This window comes from Phenylobacterium sp. (assembly GCF_025934275.1).
Taxonomy (GTDB): Bacteria; Pseudomonadota; Alphaproteobacteria; order Caulobacterales; family Caulobacteraceae; genus Phenylobacterium.
This window is the reverse complement of sequence record NZ_JAICYI010000028.1, coordinates 1-23,239: the sequence shown is the minus strand read 5'-3', so window position 1 is coordinate 23,239 and position 23,239 is coordinate 1. Positions and strand designations below refer to the sequence as shown.

Annotated in this window: 21 protein-coding genes; 11 read left to right on the top strand and 10 right to left on the bottom strand. The window is 70.1% G+C overall.

Features of this window, described 5'->3' with window-relative positions:
- Positions 1 to 16 precede the first annotated feature (16 nt).
- Positions 17 to 1,210: a thiolase domain-containing protein gene (locus Q0W60_RS09070; RefSeq protein ID WP_297694738.1), complete on the top strand. Its 1,194-nt coding sequence runs from the start codon at positions 17 to 19 to the stop codon at positions 1,208 to 1,210.
- Between the two features lies 1 nt (position 1,211).
- Positions 1,212 to 1,634: a Zn-ribbon domain-containing OB-fold protein gene (locus Q0W60_RS09065; protein WP_297694736.1), complete on the top strand. Its 423-nt coding sequence runs from the start codon at positions 1,212 to 1,214 to the stop codon at positions 1,632 to 1,634.
- Here the strand turns inward: Q0W60_RS09065 and Q0W60_RS09060 are convergent.
- Both Q0W60_RS09060 and Q0W60_RS09055 read right to left on the bottom strand, forming a co-directional pair.
- On the bottom strand, positions 1,631 to 2,191 hold the full coding sequence (locus Q0W60_RS09060; RefSeq protein WP_297694734.1) for a hypothetical protein: 561 nt from the start codon (positions 2,189 to 2,191) through the stop codon (positions 1,631 to 1,633). The genes Q0W60_RS09065 and Q0W60_RS09060 overlap by 4 nt on opposite strands.
- Positions 2,192 to 2,245: 54 nt before the next feature.
- Complete coding sequence (locus Q0W60_RS09055; protein ID WP_297694732.1) at positions 2,246 to 3,448, bottom strand: CoA transferase; 1,203 nt, start codon at positions 3,446 to 3,448, stop codon at positions 2,246 to 2,248.
- 91 nt (positions 3,449 to 3,539) lie between these two features.
- On the opposite strand from Q0W60_RS09055, the gene Q0W60_RS09050 reads away from it, so the two are divergent.
- The 3 genes from Q0W60_RS09050 (at position 3,540) to Q0W60_RS09040 (ending at position 5,840) form a co-directional block, all read left to right on the top strand.
- A complete protein-coding gene (locus Q0W60_RS09050; protein WP_297694730.1) occupies positions 3,540 to 4,706 on the top strand; it encodes an acyl-CoA dehydrogenase family protein in 1,167 nt (388 codons plus the stop codon).
- Positions 4,703 to 5,479 carry an enoyl-CoA hydratase/isomerase family protein gene (locus Q0W60_RS09045; protein ID WP_297694728.1) on the top strand — a complete coding sequence of 259 codons (777 nt, stop codon included), beginning with the start codon at positions 4,703 to 4,705 and terminating at the stop codon, positions 5,477 to 5,479. Before Q0W60_RS09050 ends, Q0W60_RS09045 begins: the two co-directional genes overlap by 4 nt.
- An 88-nt stretch (positions 5,480 to 5,567) precedes the next feature.
- Positions 5,568 to 5,840 carry a DUF4242 domain-containing protein gene (locus tag Q0W60_RS09040; RefSeq protein ID WP_297694726.1) on the top strand — a complete coding sequence of 91 codons (273 nt, stop codon included), beginning with the start codon at positions 5,568 to 5,570 and terminating at the stop codon, positions 5,838 to 5,840.
- Between the two features lie 12 nt (positions 5,841 to 5,852).
- Here Q0W60_RS09040 and plsY read toward each other — a convergent pair whose 3' ends face one another.
- From plsY to pgl, 6 genes are read right to left on the bottom strand one after another with little or no spacing between them, the layout of a single operon-like run.
- Positions 5,853 to 6,533 (bottom strand): glycerol-3-phosphate 1-O-acyltransferase PlsY, encoded by a 681-nt coding sequence (gene plsY, locus Q0W60_RS09035; RefSeq protein WP_297694724.1) that lies wholly within the window; start codon positions 6,531 to 6,533, stop codon positions 5,853 to 5,855.
- Positions 6,534 to 6,545: 12 nt separating this feature from the next.
- Positions 6,546 to 6,848, bottom strand: a complete 303-nt coding sequence (locus Q0W60_RS09030; protein ID WP_297694722.1) for a hypothetical protein — start codon at positions 6,846 to 6,848, stop codon at positions 6,546 to 6,548.
- Between the two features lie 29 nt (positions 6,849 to 6,877).
- Positions 6,878 to 7,495: a bifunctional 4-hydroxy-2-oxoglutarate aldolase/2-dehydro-3-deoxy-phosphogluconate aldolase gene (eda, locus tag Q0W60_RS09025; RefSeq protein ID WP_297694720.1), complete on the bottom strand. Its 618-nt coding sequence runs from the start codon at positions 7,493 to 7,495 to the stop codon at positions 6,878 to 6,880.
- Positions 7,492 to 8,463 (bottom strand): glucokinase, encoded by a 972-nt coding sequence (gene glk / locus Q0W60_RS09020; protein WP_297694718.1) that lies wholly within the window; start codon positions 8,461 to 8,463, stop codon positions 7,492 to 7,494. Before glk ends, eda begins: the two co-directional genes overlap by 4 nt.
- 1 nt (position 8,464) lies before the next feature.
- Positions 8,465 to 10,279, bottom strand: coding sequence for a phosphogluconate dehydratase (edd, locus tag Q0W60_RS09015; RefSeq protein WP_297694716.1), 1,815 nt, complete (start codon positions 10,277 to 10,279; stop codon positions 8,465 to 8,467).
- Between the two features lie 5 nt (positions 10,280 to 10,284).
- The gene (pgl, locus tag Q0W60_RS09010; protein WP_297694714.1) at positions 10,285 to 10,956 is read right to left on the bottom strand and encodes a 6-phosphogluconolactonase; all 672 of its coding nucleotides are present in this window, start codon (positions 10,954 to 10,956) and stop codon (positions 10,285 to 10,287) included.
- Between the two features lie 196 nt (positions 10,957 to 11,152).
- Between pgl and Q0W60_RS09005 the strand changes: the two genes are divergently transcribed.
- On the top strand, positions 11,153 to 12,214 hold the full coding sequence (locus tag Q0W60_RS09005) for a glycosyltransferase family 4 protein (RefSeq protein ID WP_297694712.1): 1,062 nt from the start codon (positions 11,153 to 11,155) through the stop codon (positions 12,212 to 12,214).
- 7 nt (positions 12,215 to 12,221) lie between these two features.
- Positions 12,222 to 14,357, top strand: a complete 2,136-nt coding sequence (locus Q0W60_RS09000) for an amylo-alpha-1,6-glucosidase (RefSeq protein WP_297694711.1) — start codon at positions 12,222 to 12,224, stop codon at positions 14,355 to 14,357.
- Here Q0W60_RS09000 and pyk read toward each other — a convergent pair.
- Positions 14,354 to 15,772, bottom strand: coding sequence for a pyruvate kinase (gene pyk / locus Q0W60_RS08995; protein WP_297694709.1), 1,419 nt, complete (start codon positions 15,770 to 15,772; stop codon positions 14,354 to 14,356). The two genes, Q0W60_RS09000 and pyk, sit on opposite strands and share 4 nt — an antisense overlap.
- 157 nt (positions 15,773 to 15,929) lie before the next feature.
- Here pyk and Q0W60_RS08990 point away from each other — a divergent pair, with 157 nt between their 5' ends.
- Complete coding sequence (locus tag Q0W60_RS08990) at positions 15,930 to 17,828, top strand: glycoside hydrolase family 15 protein (protein ID WP_297694707.1); 1,899 nt, start codon at positions 15,930 to 15,932, stop codon at positions 17,826 to 17,828.
- 18 nt (positions 17,829 to 17,846) lie between these two features.
- Here Q0W60_RS08990 and zwf read toward each other — a convergent pair whose 3' ends face one another.
- Positions 17,847 to 19,310 (bottom strand): glucose-6-phosphate dehydrogenase, encoded by a 1,464-nt coding sequence (gene zwf / locus Q0W60_RS08985; RefSeq protein WP_297694705.1) that lies wholly within the window; start codon positions 19,308 to 19,310, stop codon positions 17,847 to 17,849.
- Positions 19,311 to 19,459: 149 nt separating this feature from the next.
- Between zwf and otsB the strand changes: the two genes are divergently transcribed.
- From otsB to ligD, 3 genes are all read left to right on the top strand, one after another.
- Positions 19,460 to 20,209, top strand: coding sequence for a trehalose-phosphatase (otsB, locus tag Q0W60_RS08980; RefSeq protein ID WP_297694703.1), 750 nt, complete (start codon positions 19,460 to 19,462; stop codon positions 20,207 to 20,209).
- On the top strand, positions 20,206 to 21,606 hold the full coding sequence (locus tag Q0W60_RS08975; protein ID WP_297694702.1) for a trehalose-6-phosphate synthase: 1,401 nt from the start codon (positions 20,206 to 20,208) through the stop codon (positions 21,604 to 21,606). The genes otsB and Q0W60_RS08975 overlap by 4 nt, the downstream gene beginning before the upstream one ends.
- A 53-nt stretch (positions 21,607 to 21,659) precedes the next feature.
- Positions 21,660 to 23,239 (top strand): non-homologous end-joining DNA ligase (gene ligD, locus Q0W60_RS08970; protein WP_297694773.1); only part of this gene is annotated, 1,580 nt, incomplete at its 3' end.

Genomic DNA, 23,239 nt, shown 5'->3' with positions numbered 1-23,239 from the left:
TCATTCGGGGAGGATTATGAGCATCAAGGGCAAGGCCTACATCATGGGGGCGTTCGAGCATCCGCTCCGCGACGCCCCCGACACCTCCACCCCGCAGCTGCACATGGAATGCGCGCTCGGCGCGCTGGCCGACGCGGGCCTCGAGAAGGACGACATCGACGGCTACTTCTGCGCCGGAGACGCGCCTGGCTTCGGCGGCATGTCGATGATCGACTACATGGGCCTGAAGAACGTCCGCCACATGGATTCCACCGAGACCGGCGGCTCCTCCTACATCGTCCACGTCGGCCACGCCGCCCAGGCCATCGCGGAAGGCAAGTGCCAGGCGGCGCTGATCACCCTGGCCGGCCGCCCGCGCCACGGCGGCGGTCGGCCCGGCGCGCGCATGGCGCCGAGCGCCGCGCCCGGCCTGACCGATGGGCCGCCGGAAGCCGGCTTCGAGAACATCTACGGCGGCTCGACGCACAACACCTACGGCATGTGCGCCATGCGCCACATGCACCAGTACGGCACCACCTCCGAGCAACTCGCCTGGATCAAGGTGGCGGCCAGCCACCACGCCCAGTGGAACGAGCACGCCTTCCTGCGCGACGTCGTCACGGTCGAGGAGGTGGTGAGCTCGCGGATGATCGCCGATCCGCTGCACCTCATGGACTGCTGCGTGGTCACCGACGGCGGCGGCGCGGTGATCGTCACCTCGCCGGAGGTCGCCAAGTCGCTGAAACGGCCGAAGGTGAAGATCATGGGCGCGGGCGAGGCGCCCAAGTCGCCGCTCGGCGGCCAGGACCTCGACCTCACCTACTCCGGCGCCGTCTGGTCGGGGCCGCGGGCGTTCGACGAGGCCGGCGTGAAGCCCGCCGACATCAAGTACGCCTCCATCTACGACAGCTTCACCATCACGGTGCTGATGCAGATCGAGGACCTGGGCTTCTGCGAGAAGGGTCAGGGCGGCAAATTCGTCGCCGACGGAAACCTGATCTCCGGGGTCGGCAAGCTGCCGTTCAACACCGACGGCGGGGGCCTGTGCAACAATCACCCGACCAACCGCGGCGGCATCACCAAGGTGATCGAGGCGGTCCGCCAGTTGCGCGGCGAGGCGCACCCGAAGGTCCAGGTGAAGAACTGCGATCTGGCGATCGCGCATGGGACCGGCGGCTCGCTCGGCACCCGGCACGGCTCGGCCACGGTGATCATGGAACGGGAGGCGTAAGATGTCGGAGACCCAGGAACGCCCGAAGACGCTGTCGCGCCCGATCCCCTCGCCGGCGGTGAGCGTCGAGACCAAGCCCTTCTGGGACGCCGCCCGCGAAGGCCGATTCCTGATCAAGCGCTGCACCGCCTGCGGCAAGGCGCACTGGTATCCCAGGACCTACTGCCCGTTCTGCGCCTCCGGCGAGACGGTGTGGGAGGAAAGCCCCGGCGAAGGCGTCGTCTACACCTATTCGATCATGCGCCGCTCGCCGGGCGCCGCCCCTTACGCCATCGGCTACGTGACGCTGAACGAGGGGCCCTCGGTGCTCACCAACTTCGTCGACGTCACCCCCGAGACCCTGAAGATCGGCATGAAGGTCAAAGTGAAGTTCCAGCCGACCGAAGGCGGCGGTCCCCCCGCCCCGGTGTTCGCGCCCGTCTAGGCCGCGGCCGCTCCGCCGGCTTCCGCGGCGAGCCGCCCGATCAGCGGCTCGGCCTCGCGGGGGCGGCGCAGGCGGTAGACGGGGACGCCGCCCGCCTCGAGCTTCGCCATCGCCTCGCCGTAGCGGCGCCGGCGGTCGTGGAAGCTGTCCCAGGCCCAGCGGATGGGATGCTCCTTGTCGATCCAGCGGGCGAAGCTCTCCCTATTGCCGGTGCCGGGCCAGAGCTCGTTGCCGGTCACGGCGCGGGAGAAGGATCGCCACAGCACGCGACGCATGACGACCGGACGCTCGTAGTCGAGCCAGACCATGTGCGTCGCGCGCGGCCAGAGCACGTGGCGGACCGTGCCGTAGTTGCCGTCCGACACCCACGCCTCGCCGGCCGCGGCCTCCGCCACCCGACGCACGAACTCGTCCCGATCGTGGGTGTTGAGGTCGCGCCAGCCCGCCTGCCAGTTGATCGCGTCGAGCTCGATCTGCCGCACGCCCAGCGCCTGGGAAAGGCGCTTCGCCATGGTCGTCTTGCCGGACCCCGAGGTGCCCACCACCACGACGCGCATCCTCCCCTCCAGCGCACGGCCAAGACGGGAAGATAGTGCGCGAACGGGGTTCCGCTAGGCCTCCTCGGCCTGGCTGATCTCCGCCAGCACCTCCTCGGTGTGCTGGCCGAGCCGCGGCGGATGGCGATAGATGCCGGACGGCGTCTTGGCGAACTTCACAGGCGGGCGCATCTGCCGATACGGCCCCACGTCGGGATGATCGTAGAGCTCGAACAGCCCCACGGCCTTCAGGTGCTCGTCGTCCTGCAGGTCGTCCAGGCGATTGGTCCGCACCACCGGAATCGACAGAGGCTTCAGAAGCTCGAGCCATTCCTGGGTCGTCCGCTCCTGGGTCACCGTCTCGACCATGGCGTAGAGCTCGCGGGCGTGGCGGTTGCGGGTGGTGTAGTCGGAGAACCGCGGGTCCTTGGCGATCGTCTCGCCCCAGCCGGCGATCTCGAAGAACTGGTCCCACTGCTTGTCGGTGTAGGGCAGCAGGCCGATGTAGCCGTCCTTGGTCTTGAACGGCTTGCGGTTGGGATTGACCACCCGCGTGTAGCCCATCTGGCCGGTGGGCGGCTCGAAGGTGTGGTCGAACAGGTGCTCGACCATCAGAAAGCTGGTCACGCACTCCAGCATCGGCACTTCCACGAACTGCCCCTCGCCGGTTCGCTGGCGGTGCAGCAGGGCCGCGGTGATCGCCTGCGACAGGAACAGCCCGGAGACCTTGTCGGCCATCAGCGTCGGCACGATGCGCGGCGTGGGGTTACCGTCGGTGCGCGGCAGGATGTCGGCGCAGCCGGACGCGGACTGGATCAGGTCGTCGTAGGCGGGCTCCCCGGCGGAGGGGCCATCCGAGCCGTAGCCCGCGGCGTGCACGTAGACGATGTCGGGCTTCACCTTGACGATGTCCTCGTAGGCGACGCCCAGCCGCTTCAGGCCCTCGTAGCGCACCGAGGAGACCACCGCGTCGCAGGTCTTGGCCAGGCGCAGCACCGCCGCCCTGGCCTCCGGCTTCTTCAGGTCGAGGACCACCGAGCGCTTGTTGCGGTTGATCGTCATGAAGATCGGGCCCATGTCGCGCGGCGCGCCCTCGGGCATGTGGCCGCTCCAGCGCATGATGTCGCCGCCGCCGCCGCGGGTGCCGACCGGATCTTCGATCTTGATCACCTCGGCGCCCTGGTCGGCGAGGATCTGCACGCCGTAGGCGCCGTTGACGACGCTGGTCATGTCGAGGATGCGGATCCCCTTGAGGGGGCCGGTGGCCGTCTTCGCCAAACTCTTGGGTTCCGCCACGTGAGCACTCCCCTCGCCGGTTCTGGTCGTTAAGATCACACTACAAGATCAGCCGCGCGACGGGAGGGGCCCCATGGATTTCGAGCTCGCCGAAGAGCACCGCATGCTGAAAGAGCTGGTGGCCCGGTTCGTCCGCGACGAACTGGCGCCGCTGGAGGCGGGCGTCCTGGCCCGCGAGGCGGAAGGCAAGGGCCTCGGGATCGATCCGGCGGACCACAAGCGCCTCGACGCCAAGGCGCAGGAGCTCGGCCTGTTCGGCCTCGATGCGCCGGAGGACGTCGGCGGCTCGGACCTGCCGATGACGGCCATGGTGGGCGTGGAGGAGGAGATCGGCCGCACGGTCACGCCCTACACGCTGCCGCCCGACAGCCCGAACCTGCGGATGCTGATGCAGACCGTCGACGACCGGCAGCGGGAGGCCTATCTCGCGCCCTACGTGGCCGGCAAGACCGTCTCGGCGATCGGCATCTCCGAACCGGGCGCGGGTTCCGACCCGGCCGGCATGCAGACCCGCGCCGTAAGGGACGGAAATGATTGGGTAATCAACGGACGAAAGATCTGGATCAGCCGCGCCGAGCACGCCGATTTCACGATCCTGATGGCGCTGACCGACACGGAGAAGCGCGCGCGGGGGGGCATCTCGGCCTTCCTGGTGGACAAGGGCACGCCCGGCTTCAACGTGCTGCGCCGCATCCCGATGATCGGCGGCGCCTACACCTACGAGATCGCGCTGGAGGACTGCCGGGTCGAAGGCTGGAAGCTGCTGGGCCAGGAGGGCGCGGGGTTCGCGCCCATGCAGACCCGGCTGGGCACGCGGCGGATCCAGATGGCCGCCTGGTCGGTCGGCATGGCGCAGCGGGCGCTGGACATGGTCATCGAGTACGCGCCGCAGCGGAAGACCTTTGGCGTCCCGCTCTCCGAGCGCCAGGCGATTCAGTTCTGGGTCTCGGAGGCGGCGACCAAGATCCACGCCACCCGGCTGATGACGTACCACTGCGCCTGGAAGCTCGACCGCGGCCTCGACGTGCGCAACGAGATCTCGATGATCAAGTGGTTCGCCACAGAGATGGCCTACGAGACGGTGGACCGCGCCATGCAGGCCTTCGGCGCCATGGGCATGACCAAGGAGCTGCCGCTGTCGCTCATGCAGGCCAAGCTCCGCACGATGCGCATCTACGACGGCGCGACCGAGATCCACAAATGGGTGGTGGCACGCAACCTTCTGGGGACAAGGAAATGAGAGAGCAGTTCGGGGATCACGTGCGCGTCGCCGCGGACGGCCACGTGGCCATCGTCACGATCGACCGGCCGCCGCACAACCATGTCTCGGTGGAGTTCATCCGCGACCTGGCTGACGCCTTCGACGCCATCGACGAGGACGTCGAGTTGCGCTGCTCGGTGCTGCAGGCGCAGGGCAAGAACTTCTGCGCCGGGGCCGACCTGGTGAACCGTGAGAGCGCCGGCGGCCTGGGCGCGGTCAATCCACTCTATGATGAGGCGGTCCGCTTGTTCTCGGCCAAGAAGCCGATCGTGGCGGCGGTGCAGGGCGCGGCGGTCGGCGCGGGCCTCGGCCTGGCCGTGATGGCCGACTTCCGCATCGCCTCGCCCGACGCGCGGTTTGCGGCCAATTTCGTGAAGCTGGGCTTCCATCCGGGCTTCGGACTCACCCACACCCTGCCGCGGCTGGTCGGCCCCACCAAGGCCGAGCTGATGTGCCTGACCGGGCGGCGGGTGAAGGCCGAGGAAGGGCTGCCCTGGGGCCTTGTCGACGAGGTGGTTCCGCTAGAGGAGCTGCGCGCCGCGGCCCTGAGGCTCGCCAAGGAGATCGCCGAGAATGCGCCCCTGGCCATCGTCTCGACCCGCAAGACCATGCGCGCCGACCTCGCCGCCGCGGTCCGCGCCCAGACCGACAAGGAAGCCGTCGAGCAGGGCTGGCTGCGAGGCACCGAGGACTACAGGGAAGGCGTCCGCTCCGTGGCCGAGCGGCGGGTGGGGAATTTCGTCGGTCGCTAGAGCAGGACTCCCCGTACGCCACGTAACGCTGTTAGATGTCGTCAGGCGCGTCTGCGCGGATAGGGAGCCGGCCAGGCCGGATGAGCTCATGCCCGAGTTTGTAATCGAACGGAACATGCCCGGCGTCGGCAAGCTTGGCCCCGCGGACCTGAAGGCGGCCTCGCAGGGCTCCTGCAGCGTTCTTCGCGAACTCGGGCCGGAGATCCAGTGGGTGAACAGCTACGTCACCGACGACAAGATCTACTGCATCTATCGCGCGCCCAACGAGGAGCTGATCCGCAAGCACGCGGAGATGGGTGGATTCCCGGCGAACTCCATCTCGCCGGTCCGGGCGCACATCGACCCGACCACAGCGGACTGAGCCGCCCGGGTCCTAGGGCGCCGCGGCCTTGCCAAGCCGCGGCTCTGTTCCGGCCAGCAGCCGCTGGATGTTGGCGCGATGACGGGCGATCACGTAGAGGCCGCCTGCGATGACCAGCAGCCGATAGGGCGCGGGTTCCGGCAAGCCGAAGACGAGCGCGATGGCGGTCAAGGCCGCGACCATCGAGCCGAGCGAGACGATCCGAAACGCCGCCACGGCCAGCGCAAAGGCCGCCGCGGCGCCTGCCCCGACCGGCCAGGCCAGCGCCAGCAGGACGCCAAGCCCGGTCGCGGCGGACTTGCCGCCGGCGAACTTCAGCCAGATCGAGCGGCTATGCCCCAGCACGGCGGCAAGCCCGGCCAGGCAAACCGCCCAACGGGTCCAGGTCCCCGGATCGAGCCCGGGCGGCGGCGTGACGGCCGGCAAGCTGGCCAGCCAGGGATAGAACCAGCCCGCGAAGAGGATCGCGGCCGCGCCCTTCAGCACATCGGCCAGGAGCACCGCCAAGGCCGGCCACTTGCCCAAGGTCCGCAGGACGTTCGTCGCCCCGACGGATTTGGAGCCGTGCTCGCGGATGTCGATTCCCTTGAGCAGCTTGCCGGCCAGATAGCCGGTGGGCGTGGCCCCGAAGAGGTAGGCGATCCCCAGCCCCGCCGCGCTTGCTATCCAGAACACCATCGGATCGCCGCCCATTCCGCGCTGGGCTCAGCCCTGCCTGAACCTGGCGCTCGCCGCGCGGTCGCATTCGGCGGCGAGCTCCTTGAACAGCAGCGACAGGATCACCAGCGCGCGGCCCTCGACGTCCGCGGCCTCGGCGCCGGGATGCCAGTCGACCATCATGTCGAAGGCGAGCTCTGGGATCATGGCGTTGCGCGCGAGCACGCTCACCGCGGCCGAGCCGGGCTGGCCGGGACGCGCGCGGGCGGTCAGCAGCCAGCGGAGCTGTTCGGGGGTGTGGCGAGGGGGGTCGCGCTGGGGGTCGGCCATCTCGTGAAGCTTAGTCGTCATGATCCGGCTTGTCCCCGCGCCCGTGGCGCTCAGGACCTCCCCAGCGCCGCGGCCTCCTTGGCGAACAGGGTGAGCCTCTCCCAGTCGCCTGCGCGGACCACTTCCGGCGGCGCAACCCAGCTGCCGCCGACGCAGATGACATTGGGGAGCGCGAGATACTCCTTCGCGTTCGCCGCATTGACCCCGCCCGTGGGACAGAACCGGGCCTGCGGAAAGGGGCTCTGCAGGGCCTTGAGAGCGCTCACGCCGCCTGCGACGTCGGCGGGGAACAGCTTGAACAGCGAAAAGCCCGCCGCGAGGCCGGCCATCAGCTCGGTGGGGGTCGCCACGCCGGGCAGCAGCGGGACTGGACCGTCTGCGCGCTCGCCCTCGATCAGGCCGGGCGAGACGGCGAAGGCGCAGCCCAGGTCGGCGGCGGCTTGCCGCATCGCGGCATCCAGCACGGTGCCCGCGCCTATGATCGCGCCTTCGACATCTCCCACCATCGCCTCGATGCAGCGGGCGGCGACCGGCGTGCGGAAGGTCACCTCAAGCACCGGCAGGCCGCCGGCCACCAGCGCCCGGCCGAGCGGCACGGCGTGGTCAACGTCGTCGATCACCAGCACCGGGATGACCGGGACGCGGCCCAGGATCTGCTCAAGCGTCATAGCCGCTCCATCTGCTGCAACTCGCGGGCCGCGCCGACGATCGCCGGATAGGGGTGCAGCACCAGCGAGGTGGGAATCTCGCGGACGAACGGGCTCAGCCGGCCCTTGGCCTCGAAGCGGGCCCGGAACTCGCCGCCGGCCAGCCGCCCGGCCATGCGCGGGGCGATGCCCCCGGAGACAAACACCCCGCCACGGGCGCCGAAGGTGAGCGCCAGGTCGCCCGCCACCGCGCCCAGGATCGCTGCGAACCGGTCGAGCGCGGCGCCGGCGGCGGCGTCGCCCGCGACGCCGGCATCCATCACCGCCTTCTCGTCGATGCAGGCAGCCTCCGCGCGCCCGATCTCGCAAAGCGCCTTGTAGATATCGAAAAGTCCGGCCCCGGAGAGCAGGCGCTCGATCGAGACGCGGCCGTACTTGGCGTGCAGCCGCCGCCAGATCTCCAGCTCCACCTCCTCGGCCGGGGCAAAGCCCGCATGGCCGCCCTCGGTGGCGACCGCCACGTCGCCGAACGGCCCTCGCGCCAGGCCCGCAACGCCGAAGCCGGTGCCGGCGCCCAGCACGACGATCGGGCAGTCGGGGCCGCCGCCGCGCAGTCTGGGGCCGATCGGGCTCAGGTCCTCCGGATCGAGCAGCGGACAGGCGAGCGCCTGGGCGGCGAAGTCGTTGAGCAGCTTCACGGCTTCGAACTCGAAGGTGGCCAGCAGGTCGCCTTCGGACACCTGCCAGTCCAGGTTGGTGAAGGTGATCTCGCCGTCCATCACCGGCCCGGCGACGGCGATCACCGCACGCGGCGGGCGCTTGCGGCCGGCGGTGGTCTCCAGGTACTCGCTGATCACCGCCGCGAGCGAGCCATAGTCGCGCGCCGGAAAGCTGCGCGGATTGCGCACGTGGCCGGTGGCGTCCACCAGGGCGAAGCGGGCGTTGGTGCCGCCGACGTCGCCGACCAGGCCGATATATTGCGGCTTCACCTCAGGCCGCCTCGAACAGGGTGCAGGCGCCGGCGTCAGCGCGCCCCGCCGTCCGCCGCATCCAGCCGAACAGTTCGCGGCCGTAGCCGCGGTCCGAGCGCTCGGATTGGCGGGCCGCCTCGCGGCGCATCAGCTCCTCCCGGGGGACCTTGATCTCCAACACGCCGTTCGGCGCATCCAGCCGGATGACGTCGCCGTCGCGGACATGGGCCAGCGCCCCGCCGTCGGCGGCCTCCGGGGTGACATGGATGGCGGCCGGCACCTTCCCCGAGGCGCCGGACATGCGGCCGTCGGTGACCAGCGCCACCTTGTAGCCCCTGTCGATCTGCACCCCGAGCGCGGGCGTGAGCGAATGCAGCTCCGGCATGCCGTTCGCCTTCGGTCCCTGGAAGCGCACGACGGCCACGAAATCGCGGTTCAGCTCGCCGCGCCTGTGGGCGGCGAGCAAGGCCTCCTGGTCGTCGAAGACGATCGCCGGCGCCTCCACGACCAGGTGCTCGGGCTTCACCGCCGAGGTCTTGATCACCGCCCGCCCGAGCGGCCCGTCGAGCAGGCGCAGCCCGCCCTGCGCCTGGAAGGGGTCGTCGACCGGCCGCAGGATGTCGCGGTTCAGCGAGGCCGCGGTCCCCTCGCGCCAGACCAGCCGGCCCTGGTCCAGGAAGGGCTCGGTCTGGTAGCGGCGCAGGCCGGGACCGGCCACCGTCGCGACGTCCTCGTGGGCGAGCCCGGCGTCGAGCAGCTGACGGACCACGAAGGCCATGCCGCCCGCCGCCTGGAAGGCGTTCACGTCCTCGCTGCCGTTGGGATAGACGCGGGCGATCAGAGGGGTCACGCGGGAGAGGTCGTCGAAGTCCTCCCAGGTGAGCTCGAGCCCGGCCGCGCGGCCCATGGCGATCAGGTGGAGGGTGTGGTTGGTCGACCCGCCGGTGGCCAACAGGCCCGCGATGGCGTTGACCAGGCTCCTGGCGTCCACCACCGCCGAGAAGGGCGTGTAGTCGTTGCTCCCGTTGCGGATCTCCACCGCCCGTTTCGGCGCGGCCGCGACCAGGGCGTCGCGAAGCGGCGTGTTGGGCGTGATGAAGGCCGAGCCGGGCAGGTGCAGGCCGATCATCTCCATCATCATCTGGTTGGAGTTGGCCGTCCCGTAGAAGGTGCAGGTCCCGGGGCCGTGGTAGGACTTCATCTCCGAGTCCAGCAGCTCCTCGCGGGTGACCTTGCCCTCGGCGTAGAGCGCCCGCACGCGCGCCTTCTCGGCGTTGGAGATGCCCGAGGTCATCGGCCCGCCGGGGACGAAGATCACCGGCAGGTGGCCGAAGGCGGCCGCGCCGATGAACAGGCCCGGCACGATCTTGTCGCAGATGCCGAGCATCAGCGCCGCATCGAACGCGTCATGCGTCAGCGCCACCGCCGTCGCCATGGCGATGACGTCGCGCGAGAACAGCGACAGCTCCATGCCCGGGCGGCCCTGGGTCACCCCATCGCACATCGCCGGAACCCCGCCCGCGTACTGCGCCGTGGCGCCGGCTTCGTGAGCGGCCAGCTTGATGATCGCCGGGAAGCGCTCGAGCGGCTGGTGGGCCGAGAGCATGTCGTTGTAGGCCGAGACGATGGCCACGTTCGGCGCCGACGGATCGCGCATCCGCTGCTTATCCGATCCGGGCAGCGCGGCGAAGGCGTGGGCGAAGTTGGCGCAGGAGAGCTTGCCGCGGCCAGGGCCCGCCGCGCGGGCGGCCTCGACCTCCTGCAGATAGGCCGCGCGGCGGTCGGCGCTGCGCTCCACGATCCGCTGAGTGACCTCCGCCGTGACCGGATGCATGGCTCTCACCTTTCGAAGCTCGGGCACCAGAGCACCCGCACAGGAACTGTCTCCTGCGCCAGAAGGCTGCGCACCGGCAGCGCCTCGCCGGACAACGCGCGATCGACGACCTCGCGCTTAGCCCCCCCGGCGACCAGAAGGAAGATGGCCCGCGAGGCCAGGAGCGCGGAAAGCGTCAGGGTCACCCTGGCGACCGGCGGCGAACCCAGCCCTTCGGGGACGTCGGCGATCAGCGCCTCGGCCCGCGGATCCAGCGTCCGGATCAGCGCCGGATCGCCCGGGATGAGCGACGCCACGTGGCCGTCCTGGCCCATGCCGAGCATGACTGCGTCGAACGGCGTCAGACCGCGGAGCGCCGTCGGCTGCGGCCTGGGCCACAGCGGCAGCAGGTGAGCCTTGGCCGCCTCGCCTTTCAGCAGGCGCTCGCGGACCAGCCGCGCATTGGAGTCCGGCGCGTCAGCCGCGACGCAGCGCTCATCGGAGAGGGTGACGATCACCCGCGTCCAGTCGAGCAGACAGGTCGCGCTCAAGCGGTCATAGGTCATGCCCGGCGAGCGCCCGCCGGTCGCGACGAGGGCGGCCCGCGGACCCGTCCTGAGGCCTGCCTCGAGCTGCATGGCGACGCCGTGGGCGGCGGCCTCGGCGAGAGCATGCGCGTTGGCGTATGTCTCGATCATGGGGTTTTTTCTACGCCTGGGCCGTGGGAACGGAACCCGGGCCCTCTGCGATTTCCAGGCATGACAAATTCCCGCTAAGAGGCCGCCGGCCGCAATTGACCGGGGGTGCAAGGGCGCGCAGGTTTCCTGTCGCGTTCTTGTCGGGGCCCATGACCAACTGCACCGCGGCAGCGGTGTTCCGGAGTGTGGTGCGCGTATGAAGATCGCCCAGATTTCCCCGCTCTACGAGGCCGTGCCGCCGAAGCTCTACGGCGGAACGGAGCGGGTGGTCGCGCACCTCTGCGACGCCTTGGTCGAACTCGGCCACGAGGTCGTGCTGTTCGCCAGCGCGGAAGCCCAGACCCAGGCCGAGCTCGCACCGGTTCGCGATCGGGCGATCCGGCTCGACCCCTCGCCGCTGAAGTCCGATCTGGCCGCCCACATGGTCCAGCTCGCCGAGGTGCGACGGCGCGCCCACGAGTTCGACGTGCTGCACTTCCACACCGACATGATGCACTTCCCATTCTTCGAGCAGATGGCGCATCGCACGGTGACGACGCTGCACGGCCGCCTGGACATGAAGGATCTGCCGCAGGTCTACCGCCGCTGGCGGAGCTTCCCGCTGGTGTCGATCAGCTACGATCAGCGGCGGCCGCTGCCGTTCGCCAACTGGGCCGGCACCGTGCACCACGGCATCAAGTCGAGCCTCTATCGGCCCTCGCTGTCCGGCCGCGGTTATCTGGCGTTCCTGGGCCGCATCTCGCCGGAGAAACGGCCGGACCGGGCGATCGCGATCGCCACGCGGATGGGCAAGCCCCTGCGCATCGCGGCCAAGGTGGATCGCGCCGACCAGGTTTACTTCGACGAGAAGATCGAGCCGCTGCTGCACCATCCGCTGGTCGAGTACGTTGGCGAAATCGGTGACGATCGGAAGTCCGAGTTCCTCGGCGGCGCCGACGCGCTGCTGTTCCCGATCGATTGGCCCGAGCCGTTCGGCCTGGTGATGATCGAGGCGATGGCCTGCGGGACCCCGGTGATCGCCTATGACTGCGGCTCGGTGCGCGAGGTGGTGGAGGACGGCGTCACCGGCTTCATCGTCCGCGGCAAGGAGGAAGCCATGGCCGCGGCCGCGCGCGCGCCGTACCTCGATCGGAGGGCGGTCCGCAGGCGCTTCGAGGAGCGCTTCTCGGCGATCGCCATGGCCAACCGCTATCTCGACCTATACGCCCGCCTCACCGGCGCCTCCGCGCCGGGGCCGGCGGCCGCGATCCCGGCCTGAGGTCGGCATGAACGATCTCGCGCCCGGCCAGAACGCCGCGGTCGAATGGGGTGAGATGGAGGAGCCGCGGGTCCCCGCCCGGCTCCATGCGCTGAAGGACCGCGACACCTTTCTGGTCGCCGACGGCATGGGCGACGTGCTGGGCTTGGCCGACGGGCTGTTCCACGACGACACCCGCGTGCTGTCGCGCTGGCGGCTGTTGCTCGGCACGAGCTCGCCCACTCTGCTCTCCGGCTCAGCGAGCCAGGACAACGTATTCTTCACCTCGCACCTGGTGAACGGGGCGCTGGTCACCCCCGGCGGCCCGCCCGGCCCGCCCGGCGTGCTGCACGTGGAGCGCAAGCGCTTCCTGTGGGAGGAACGGCTCTTCGAGCGCATCAAGATCGTCAACTATTCCAACAGCGTGGTGGTGCTGCCGCTCGCCTTCGAGTTCGACGCCGACTTCCGCGACATCTTCGAGGTGCGCGGCGCGCAGCGGCCGAAGCGTGGGACGCGGCATCCCGTGGAGGTGGGCGAGCGGGACGTCCGCTTCCGTTACGACGGCCTCGACAAGGTCGAGCGCTGCAGCGTGATCATCTTCTCCGATCCACCGAGCAAGCTCAGCCATGATCGGGCCGAGTTCATGTACGCCCTCCAGGCTGACGGACGGGTCGAGCTCTACGTCGAGATCGGCGGCCATTCCGGCCCCACCCCGAGCCGCGAACGCTTCCGGGCCGCGGCCGCCCGCGCCCGCTTCGCCATGCGCGCCCGCCGGCGGCGCGGAGCGCGGCTGCGCACCACCGGGCGGCTGTTCAACGGCTGGATGGAGAAGTCGCGGGCCGACCTGGCGCTGCTCACCACGCCGCTGCAGACCGGGCCCTATCCCTATGCGGGCATCCCCTGGTTCTCCACCGCTTTCGGGCGCGACGGGATCATCACCGCCTGGCAGATCCTGTGGTTCGAGCCGGTCCTGGCCGAAGGCGTCCTCACCTACCTGGCGACGCACCAGGCCGAGGAGGTCTCCGCCTTCCGCGATTCCGAGCCCGGCAAGATCATGCACGAAACCCGTCGCGGCGAGATGGCCGCGCTCGGGGAAGTGCCGTTCGGCCGCTACTACGGCGGGGTCGACACGACGCCGCTGTTCGTGGGGCTCGCCGGCGCCTACGCCGAACGGGTCGGCGAAATGAGCCTGATCGACCGCCTCTGGTCGCACCTCGAACGCGCCGCCGCCTGGATCGAGCGCGGGATCGAGTCAAACCCTTACGGACTGCTCAGCTATTCCAAGACGTCGGAGCGGGGCCTCACCAACCAGGGCTGGAAGGACTCCGGCGATTCCATCTTCCATGCCGACGGCAGCTTCCCGCCGCCGCCGATCGCGCTCGTCGAGGTGCAGGGCTACGCCTTCATGGCGTTCCGGACCATGGCCCGGCTGGCGGAGAAGCGCGGCGACGGCGAGGCCGCCCAGCACTACGCCCAGCGCGCCGAAGAGATGCGCCGCAAGGTCGAGGACCTTTTCTGGATGGAGGAGGCGGGCTCCTACGGCCTGGCGGTCGACGGAAAAGGCAAGCTCTGCCGCGTCCGCGCCTCGAACCAGGGCCATCTGCTGTTCGCCGGCCTGCCGCAGCCCGACCGCGCCGCCCGCGTGATCGAGACCCTGCTCGCCCCCGACTTCAACTCCGGCTGGGGCCTGCGGACCCTGGCGGTCGGCGAGGCCCGGTTCAACCCGATGAGCTATCACAACGGCTCGGTCTGGCCGCACGACACCGCGATCTGCGTCATGGGGATGGCGCGCTACGGCGAGCGCGACGGCGCCATGCGGATCACCTCGGCGATGTTCGAGAGCGCCTCGCAGTTCGACATGCGGCTGCCGGAGCTGTTCTGCGGATTTCCCCGCACGCCGGGCGATCCGCCGGTCGCCTATCCGGTGGCTTGCCTGCCGCAGGCCTGGGCCGCAGGATCGGTGTTCATGATGCTGCAGGCCTGTCTCGGCCTCGGGATCGACGGCGAGCACGGCGTGACCCACATCCGCGACCCGCATCTGCCGTTCGGCATCGACCATTTCACCGTGCAGCGGCTGATCGTGGGCGACGAGGTTCTGGACCTGCTGTTCGAACGCGAGGACACAGCGGTGGTGGTGCGCGAGCGGACGAAGCTTCCGGTCTAGCGCCGGGGCGTGTGCGCCAGCCGCAGGATGTTGGCGGCGCCGGGCGAGCCCAGCGGCAGGCCGGCCAGGATCAAGACCCGCTGCCCGGGCGGGCCCAGGCCGGTCTCCACGGCCTGATCGACCGCGATCTCGGCGAGTTGCTCGGGGTCGGTGACCTCGGGGATCACCCGCGGCTCGACGCCCCAGGCCAGGGCCAGACGACGGGCGGTGTCCAGATTGGGCGTCAGGCCGAGCGTCGGCTGTAAGGGCCGTTCCCGCGCCAGGCGCAGCGCCGTCTGGCCGGTGGTGGTGAAGGCCACGATGCACGCGGTGGAGGAGGATTCCGAAGCCTTGCGGGCGGCCGCCACCAGGGCGTCGGCGTCGGCGTCCTCGACCGGATATTCCGCGCGCATCAGCTCCGGCCAGCGGGGGTCCTGCTCCACGCGGGTGATGATGCGGTCCATCATCGCGACCGCCTCCAGCGGATAGTCGCCCGCCGCCGTCTCGCCCGACAGCATCAGGGCGTCGGCGCCCTCGTAGACCGCGCCGGCCACATCGGAGGCTTCCGCTCGTGTCGGCGTCGGCGAATGAGTCATCGATTCCAGCATCTGGGTCGCCACGATGACCGGCAGGCCCCGCAGCCGGGCGGCGCGGATCAGCTTCTTCTGGAAGACCGGCACCTCCTCGGGGGCGAGCTCGACGCCGAGGTCGCCCCGGGCGACCATGATCGCCTCGGAAAGATCGAGGATCTCATCCAGGCTCTCGAGGGCGGCGGGTTTCTCGATCTTGGCCAGAAGGGCGGCGCGACCCTGCGCCAGCGCCCGGAGCTCGGCCATGTCGGAGGCGCGCTGCACGAACGACAGCGCCACCCAGTCGACGCCCTCGTTCAGCGCGAAGGCCAGGTCCGCGCGATCCTTCTCGGTGAGCGCCGGGATCGGCACAGACAGGTTGGGCAGGTTGAGGCCCTTGTGGTCGGAAAGCTGCTCGCCCGCCTCCACCTCGGTCTCGGCGTAGTCAGGGCCATGGGCGAGAATGCGCAGGCGCACCTTGCCGTCGTCGAGCAGCACCAAGGCGCCGATCCTGAGGCAGGCGAAGACCTCCGGATGCGGCACCGGGACCCGGCTCGCGTCGCCCGGCTCGCGGCGCAGGTCGAGGCGGAAGTTCTGGCCCGGCCGCAGCCGCACCACCCCGTCGGCGAACTCGCCCAGCCTGAGCTTCGGGCCCTGCAGGTCGGCGAGCACCGCCAGCGGCCGCCCGACGCCGGCCTCGGCCGCCCGCACCGCCTGGATGCTGCGCGCGTGCTCCGCCTGGCTGCCATGGCTGAAGTTGACCCGAAAGACGTCCGCGCCGGCTCTCGCCAGCTCCCGCACGCGGGAGGGGTCGCGGCTCGCCGGACCGAGGGTCGCGACGATGCGGGCTCTGCGGGCTCGGATCATGCGCCGTTTGCGTGTAAGGGATGGGCTGCGGCCGGGCAACGCATGAGCCGTGCGCCCGGTCTTCGGAGCCAAGCTTTATCCAGCGGCGTTATCCCCCGTCGAGCGGAAAGCGGGGGCTCCGGCGAATGTGCGGACAGCGAACGGCGGGACTGCAGCCTTGAGCCAGACCCTTGAGCTTTTCCCCATCGGCAACTGCGCGGCGAGCGCGCTGATCGACGACGCCGGCCGTTTCGTCTGGTCCTGCGCGCCCCGAGTCGACGGCGACCCGTTCTTCTCGGCGCTGCTCGGCGGCAAGGACGCGGCCGAGGAGGCGGCCTGCGGGCTCTGGGCGGTGGACGTGGAGGAGACGGTGGAGGTCCGCCAGTCCTATCTGCGCAACACCCCGATCCTCTCCACCGAGATCGTCGACGCCCACGGCGGGGCGCTGGAGATCATCGACTTCTCCCCCCGCTACCGGCAGTTCGGGCGGGTCTACCGGCCGTTCGCGTTCATCCGCCTGATCCGGCCGATCACCGGCGCGCCGCGCATCCGCATCCGCATGCGGCCGACCGCCAACTACGGGGAGCAGAGCTGCGCGACCACCACGGGCTCGAACCACATCCGATACATCGGCGGCGACACGACCATCCGGCTGACCACCGACGCCTCGGTGACTCACATCCTGGAGGAGCGGACGTTCCGGCTGGAGGAGGCGATCGCGATGTTCCTGGGGCCGGACGAGGGCTTCGAGGCGGACGTCGCCATGACGACCGAGCGCATGCTGCGCGAGACGACTTTCTATTGGCGCAACTGGGTGCGGACGCTCTCGGTGCCGTTGGAGTGGCAGGATGAGGTGATCCGGGCGGCGATCACGCTCAAGCTCTGCGCCTACGAGGAGACCGGCGCGATCGTTGCGGCGCTCACCACCTCGATTCCCGAGCATCCGGTCGCGCCCGGCGAGCCGGGACGCAACTGGGACTACCGCTACTGCTGGCTGCGCGACGCCTACTACGTGGTCCAGGCGCTGAACCGGCTGGGCGCAGCCGATATCCTGGAGAACTACCTGGGTTATCTCAGGAACCTGGTCGACCAGGCCCGCCGCGGCGACGTCCACCCGCTGGCAGCGCCGACCGGCGATGCCGGCGGGCCGGCGGGCTTCGAGCCCGCCGTGCTGATCGACTCCAGCAAGGCGGGCCATGTGCAGCCGGTTTACGGCGTGGGGCTGGAGCCGGTGCTCACCGAATGGATCGCGCCGCACCTGCCGGGCTACCGCGGCATGGGGCCGGTCAGGGTCGGCAACCAGGCGCACGAGCACCGGCAGCACGACGTCTATGGCCAGATCGTGCTCTCGACCGTGCAGGCCTTCTTCGACGAACGGCTGTTCCGCCCGGCCAACGAGGACGACTTCCGCGCCATCGAGCCGATCGGGGATCGCGCCTTCGAGTTCTACGACAAGCCCGACGCCAGCCTCTGGGAATTCCGCGGCCACGAGGCGGTGCACACCTATTCTGCGGTTATGTGCTGGGCGGCCTGCGACCGCCTGGGAAACGCTGCGGCGCGGGTCGGCCTGCCGGATCGCGCCCACCACTGGGCCGAGCGGGCCCGTCAGATGCGCGAGACCATCGAGCGGCGCGCCTGGAACGAGAAGCTCGGCCGTTATGCCGCCACGTTCGACGGCGACGAGCTCGACGCCAGCTTGCTGCAGCTGATCGACGTGCGGTTCACCACCCCGGAGGATCCCCGCATGCGGGCGACCATGGAGGCGGTGGAGAAGGGCCTCCGCCGCGGCGCCTTCATGCTGCGCTACGCCATTCCGGACGACTTCGGGGTGCCGAAGACGGCGTTCAACTTCTGCACCTTCTGGCTGGTGGAGGCGCTGCACCTGTTCGGCCGCACGGCCGAGGCGCGCGAGCTATTCGAGCAGATGCTGGCGCGGCGCACGCGCGCGGGCCTGCTCTCCGAGGACATGGCGCTGGACGGCAACGAGCTGTGGGGCAACTACCCGCAGACCTATTCGCTGGTTGGGTTGATCAACTGCGCGACCCTGATCTCGCGGCCCTGGTCGACGGTTCGCTGAGGCGCGGCCGGGCGCGGCCTAGTCGTACCAGGCGCGGCCGGAGCGCTCGATGAGGGCGAAGGCGCCGGCCGGCCCCCAGGAGCCCGCCGGATAGGGTCGCGGCGCCATGCCGGCCTCGCGCCAGGCGTCGGCCACGCCATCGATCCAGCGCCAGGCCGCCTCCACCTCGTCGCGGCGCACGAACAGGGTGGAGTTGCCGCAGATCGCATCCAGCAGCAGGCGCTCGTAGGCGATGCGACGCCGCGCCCCGGGACCTTCGTAGGTGCGCAGCAGCGACAGCGAGAGCGGCAGCGACTGCAGGCGCATGCCGCCGGCGGTGATGCCGGGAGCCTTGTTCATCAGCAGGAGCTCGATGTCCTCGTCCGGCTGCAGGTCGATGACCAGCCGGTTGGCGACCAGGTCCTCGCGCGCCGGGCCGTCGAAGATCGAGTGCGGCACGCCCTTGAACTGGATGGCGATCTGGGTGCGCCGTTCGGGCAGCCGCTTGCCGGTGCGCAGGAAGAAAGGCACGCCGGCCCAGCGCCAATTGTCGATGTCGACCCTGAGCGCGACGAAGGTCTCGGTGTCGGTGTGCTGCCCGCGCTCCGCCTCATAAGCCTGGGCCGCCGCGCCGCCGGCCACGCCGGCCGCGTACTGCCCGCGCACCGAGGAGTTGGCGGCCTCGGCGCGGGTGTAGGGCCGAAGCGAACGCAGCACCTTGACCTTCTCGTTTCGCACGGAGTCCGGCTCCATGTCGCTGGGCGGCTCCATGGCCACCAGGCAGAGAAGCTGCAGCATGTGGTTCTGCAGCATGTCGCGTAGCGCCCCGTACTCGTCGTAGTAGGGCCAGCGGTCGCCGACGCCTTCCGTCTCGGCGACGGTGATCTGCACGTGGTCGATGGTGAGGTTGTTCCAGAGCGGCTCGAACAGGGTGTTGGCGAAGCGCAGCGCGATTAGGTTCTGGACCGTCTCCTTGCCGAGATAGTGGTCGATCCGGAAGATCCGCTCCTCGTCGAACACCGCGCCGACCGCGACGTTGATCGCCCGCGACGTCTCCAGGTCGCGGCCGATCGGCTTCTCCAGCACGATGCGGCCGGCCTCGGTGACGAAGCCCGCGGCGGCCAGGGCGACGCAAACCCGCCCGTAGAGGCTGGGCGACACCGCCAGATAGAAGATCGGCTGCTGCGCGCCATCCACGTGCGATTTGAGGCTCGCCAGACCGTCAGCCGTCGTCGCATCGGCGGAGACGTAGTCCAGGCGGGCGCAGAAGCGGGTCCAGACAGCCTCATCGAGGCCCTCGGGCCGGGCTTTCAGGTCATCGCGCACCCGCTCGAGGAACGCCTTGCGCGACAGCACGGCCCGCGCCGTCGCCACGATGCGGAATGCATCCGGCAGGAAGCCGTCGGAGTCGAGGAAATAGAGCGACGGCAGCAGCATCCGGCGCGCCAGGTCGCCTGTTCCGCCGAACAGGATGAGCAGGTCCGCCAGGGGGGCTTCGGCCATCGGCGCCAATCCCGTTGCAACCACGGAGGGCCGCATAGCGCCGACCGGCGCGGGAACGTCAAGGGCCCGCGCGAGTTGACATAGTGACGGTCGGGGTGTGGATCGAACCAGGGGCCTGCGCGTTCCCAATCGGCCCGGGGGCGAGCCGAATGTCGATTGAAGAACTCAGCATCCAGCGTCCGGCGCCGAAACCCCTTGAGCTGACCTGCTCTGCGCTCTTCCTGGATCTCGACGGGACCTTGGCGCCGATCGCGGCGCGCCCGCAGGACGTTCATCCTGATCCCCGCCGCACCGACCTCCTGGAACGGCTCGCCGAGGCGTTGGAGGGGCGGCTTGCGGTGGTCACCGGCCGCACGCTCGCCGACGCTGATCGCATCCTGGAGGGCCGCGTGACCGCCGTGGCTGCGGTGCATGGCCTGGTTCGCCGCGACGCCGGCGGGGCCCTCCACGAGCACGCGCCGCATCCGAAACTGCATGAGGCGACCAAAGCGCTGCGCACCTTTGCGGCGCGGGATTCCGGCCTGCTGGTCGAGGAGAAGGGCCTTTCGGTCGCCCTCCACTTCCGCCTGGCGCGCAATTGCGCCGACGCCGCGCGGACGTGCGCGCAGGAGATGGCCGATCAGACCGGGCTCGCGCTGCAGGAGGGGGACATGGTCGAGGAGCTGCGCACCCCGGGCCCCACCAAGGCCGACAGCGTCGAGGCGTTCATGGCCGAGCCGCCGTTCCGAGGCGCGGTGCCGATCTTCCTCGGCGACGACGCCACCGACGAGGACGGCTTCGCCGCGGCGCAGGCGATGGGCGGATACGGCGTGCTGGTCGGTCAGGCGCGCCCGACCGGCGCCCGCTGCCGGCTGGCGGACGTCGAGGCGGCGCTGGCCTGGCTGGAGGCGGCGCTATGAGCCGCCTGATCATCGTCTCGAACCGCGTGAACCCGCCCTCCGGCGCGGGCGAGGAGAGCGTCGGCGGCCTGGCGATGGCGTTGGCGGCGGCGCTGCGCGAATACTCGGGCCTGTGGTTCGGCTGGAGCGGCCAGTCGAGCCCAGTGTTCACCGGCCAGCTCTCCATGCAGAGGATCGACGGGGTCACCGCCGCCACCGTCGACCTCGAGGACTCCGACGTCGAGGAGTACTACAACGGCTACGCCAACAAGACGCTGTGGCCGCTGTTCCACTACCGCACCGACCTTGCGGCCTACGACCGGGCCTATGGCGCGGGCTATCAGCGCGCCAACCGTCGGTTCGCCGAGACGCTGCGGCCGCTGATCGAGCCCGGCGACCTGGTCTGGATCCACGACTACCACCTGATCCCGCTGGGCCGCGAGCTGCGCAAGCTCGGCGTGAAGAACCGGGTCGGCTTCTTCCTTCACGTGCCTTGGCCCGCCTACCAGGTGTTCGTCACCCTCCCGGGGCACCGCCAGCTCGTCGAGTCGATGTTCGACTACGACCTGATCGGGTTCCAGACCGAGGACTACCGGCAGGCCTTCGAGGACTACGTGCTCTCCGAGGCCGGCGGCGAGAAGGTCGCCGACGACGTGCTCAGGGCCTTCGGGCGCACGGTGCGCATCGGCGCCTTCCCGATCGGCATCGACGCCAAGGATTTCGACCGCATGCTGAAGTCCACGCGGGCCCGGCGCATGCGCGATCTGATGACCGCCTGCACGGTGTTCCGCCACCTCATAATCGGCGTCGACCGGCTGGACTACTCCAAGGGGCTGGAGGAGCGCTTCACCGGCTTCGAGCGGTTCCTGGCCGCCAATCCCGACATGCGCCGTGAAGTGCTGATGCTGCAGATCGCCCCGGTGAGCCGTGAGAGCGTCGAGGCCTATCAGGAGATCCGGGCGCGCCTGGACGCGCTCTCCGGCCGCATCAACGGCGAATTCGCCGACGTCGACTGGAACCCCTTCCGTTACGTCAACAAGAACTATCGCCGCGATGAGTTGGCGGGGATCTACGGCGCGGCCCGGGTGGGCCTGGTCACGCCGCTGCGCGACGGCATGAACCTGGTGGCCAAGGAGTTCGTGGCCTCGCAAAGCGAGGAGGATCCCGGCGTCTTGATCCTGTCGCGGTTCGCCGGCGCCGCGCGACAGATGCGCGAGGCCCTGCTGGTCAATCCGAACAGCCCCGACGAGATCGCCGATGCGCTGCGCCGCGCGCTGGCCATGGACAAGCCCGAGCGGATCCGCCGCTGGCGTGCGCTCTACGACAATGTCCGCCGCGAGGACGTGACCGCCTGGCGCGATTCCTTCGTGGCTGCGCTGGAAGGCGCCGAGGAGCGCCGCACCGCCCTGGCGAGCTGAGGCGACGGAGAGGAGGTTCCGGAACCAGCCGAAAAGGCGTTGGTTTGGCTGTCATGGCCAAGGACCTGCTCGCCCGCTACCGCTCGATGCGGGATTTCTCCAAGACGGCGGAGCCGCAGGGTGCGGAGAAGACCAAGCCCTCGAACCGGTTACGCTTCGTGATCCAGAAGCATGCGGCGAGCCGGCTGCACTACGACTTCCGCCTGGAGCTGGACGGCGTCTTCAAGTCCTGGGCGGTGACCAAGGGACCCTCGCTCGATCCGCACCAGCGCAGGCTGGCGGTGGAGGTGGAGGACCACCCGCTCGACTACGGCGACTTCGAGGGCACCATCCCCAAGGGCGAATACGGCGGCGGCTCGGTGATGCTGTGGGACCGCGGCTACTGGGAGCCGGAGGGCGATCCCCGCGCCATGCTGAAGAAGGGCGACCTGAAGTTCCGCCTGGACGGCGAGCGGCTGAAGGGCGGCTTCGTGCTGGTGCGGATGAAGCGGCGCGAGCGGGAGAAGCGGGACAACTGGCTGCTGATCAAGCACCACGACGGCTGGTCGGTTGAGGATTCCGACGCCGCGATCGTCGACGAGGAGACCACCTCGGTCGCCTCCGGCCGGGCGATGGAAGAGATCGCGGCCGGCAAGGGCAAGGGGCCGAAGCCGTTCATGACCGGAGGGAAGGGCCGCGCCTCGGCCAAGGCGGTCTGGCGCTCGAACCGCGGGGAGGCTGAGACGCGACCGCCGGCTCCGCTGCGCGCGGCGCCGCCACCGAAGATCCGCGCCGCGGCGCTCCCGGGGTTCATCGCGCCCGAGCTCGCCAAGTCGGTCGACCGGCCTCCGCCGGGTTCAGGCTGGGCGCACGAGATCAAGTTCGACGGCTACCGGCTGCAACTGCGCGTGGAGAAGGGCAAGGCCACGCTCAAGACCCGGGCGGGCCTCGACTGGACCGAGAAGTTCCGGGAGATCGCCCGCGTGGGCGCGGGCCTGCCGGATGCGATCATCGACGGCGAAGCCTGCGCCCTGGACGCCAACGGCGCGCCGGACTTCCCGGCCCTGCAGGCGGCGCTCGCCGACGGCAAGACCAGCGACCTGGTGCTCTTCGTCTTCGACCTGCTGTTCCTGAACGGCGAGGACCTGCGGGCGCAGCCCTTGAGGGACCGCAAGGCCCGCCTGGCGGACCTTCTGCAGGACCGCCGCCTCGAGCCCCGGATCCGCTATGTCGAGCACTTCGAGACCGGCGGCGACGCGGTGCTGCAATCGGCCTGCCGGATGTCGCTGGAGGGCATCGTGTCCAAGCGGCTGTCCGCACCCTACCGCTCGGGGCGCGGCGAGGACTGGTTGAAATCCAAGTGCCGGGCGGGGCACGAGGTGGTGATCGGCGGCTGGACCGGCGAGCGCGACCAGCTGCGGGCCCTGCTGGTCGGCGTCCATCGCGGCGACAAGCTGGTCTATGTCGGCAAGGTCGGCACGGGCTTCGGGCGCGACGCCGTGCGCCGCGTGCTGCCCAGGCTGGAGAAGGCCGAGTCCAAGTCCAGCCCGTTCACCGGCCCGGGCGCGCCGAAGCGCGAGGCCGACGTCCACTGGGCCCGGCCCGAGCTGGTGGCGGAGATCGAGTTCGCGGGCTTCACCGCCTCGGGCAGGGT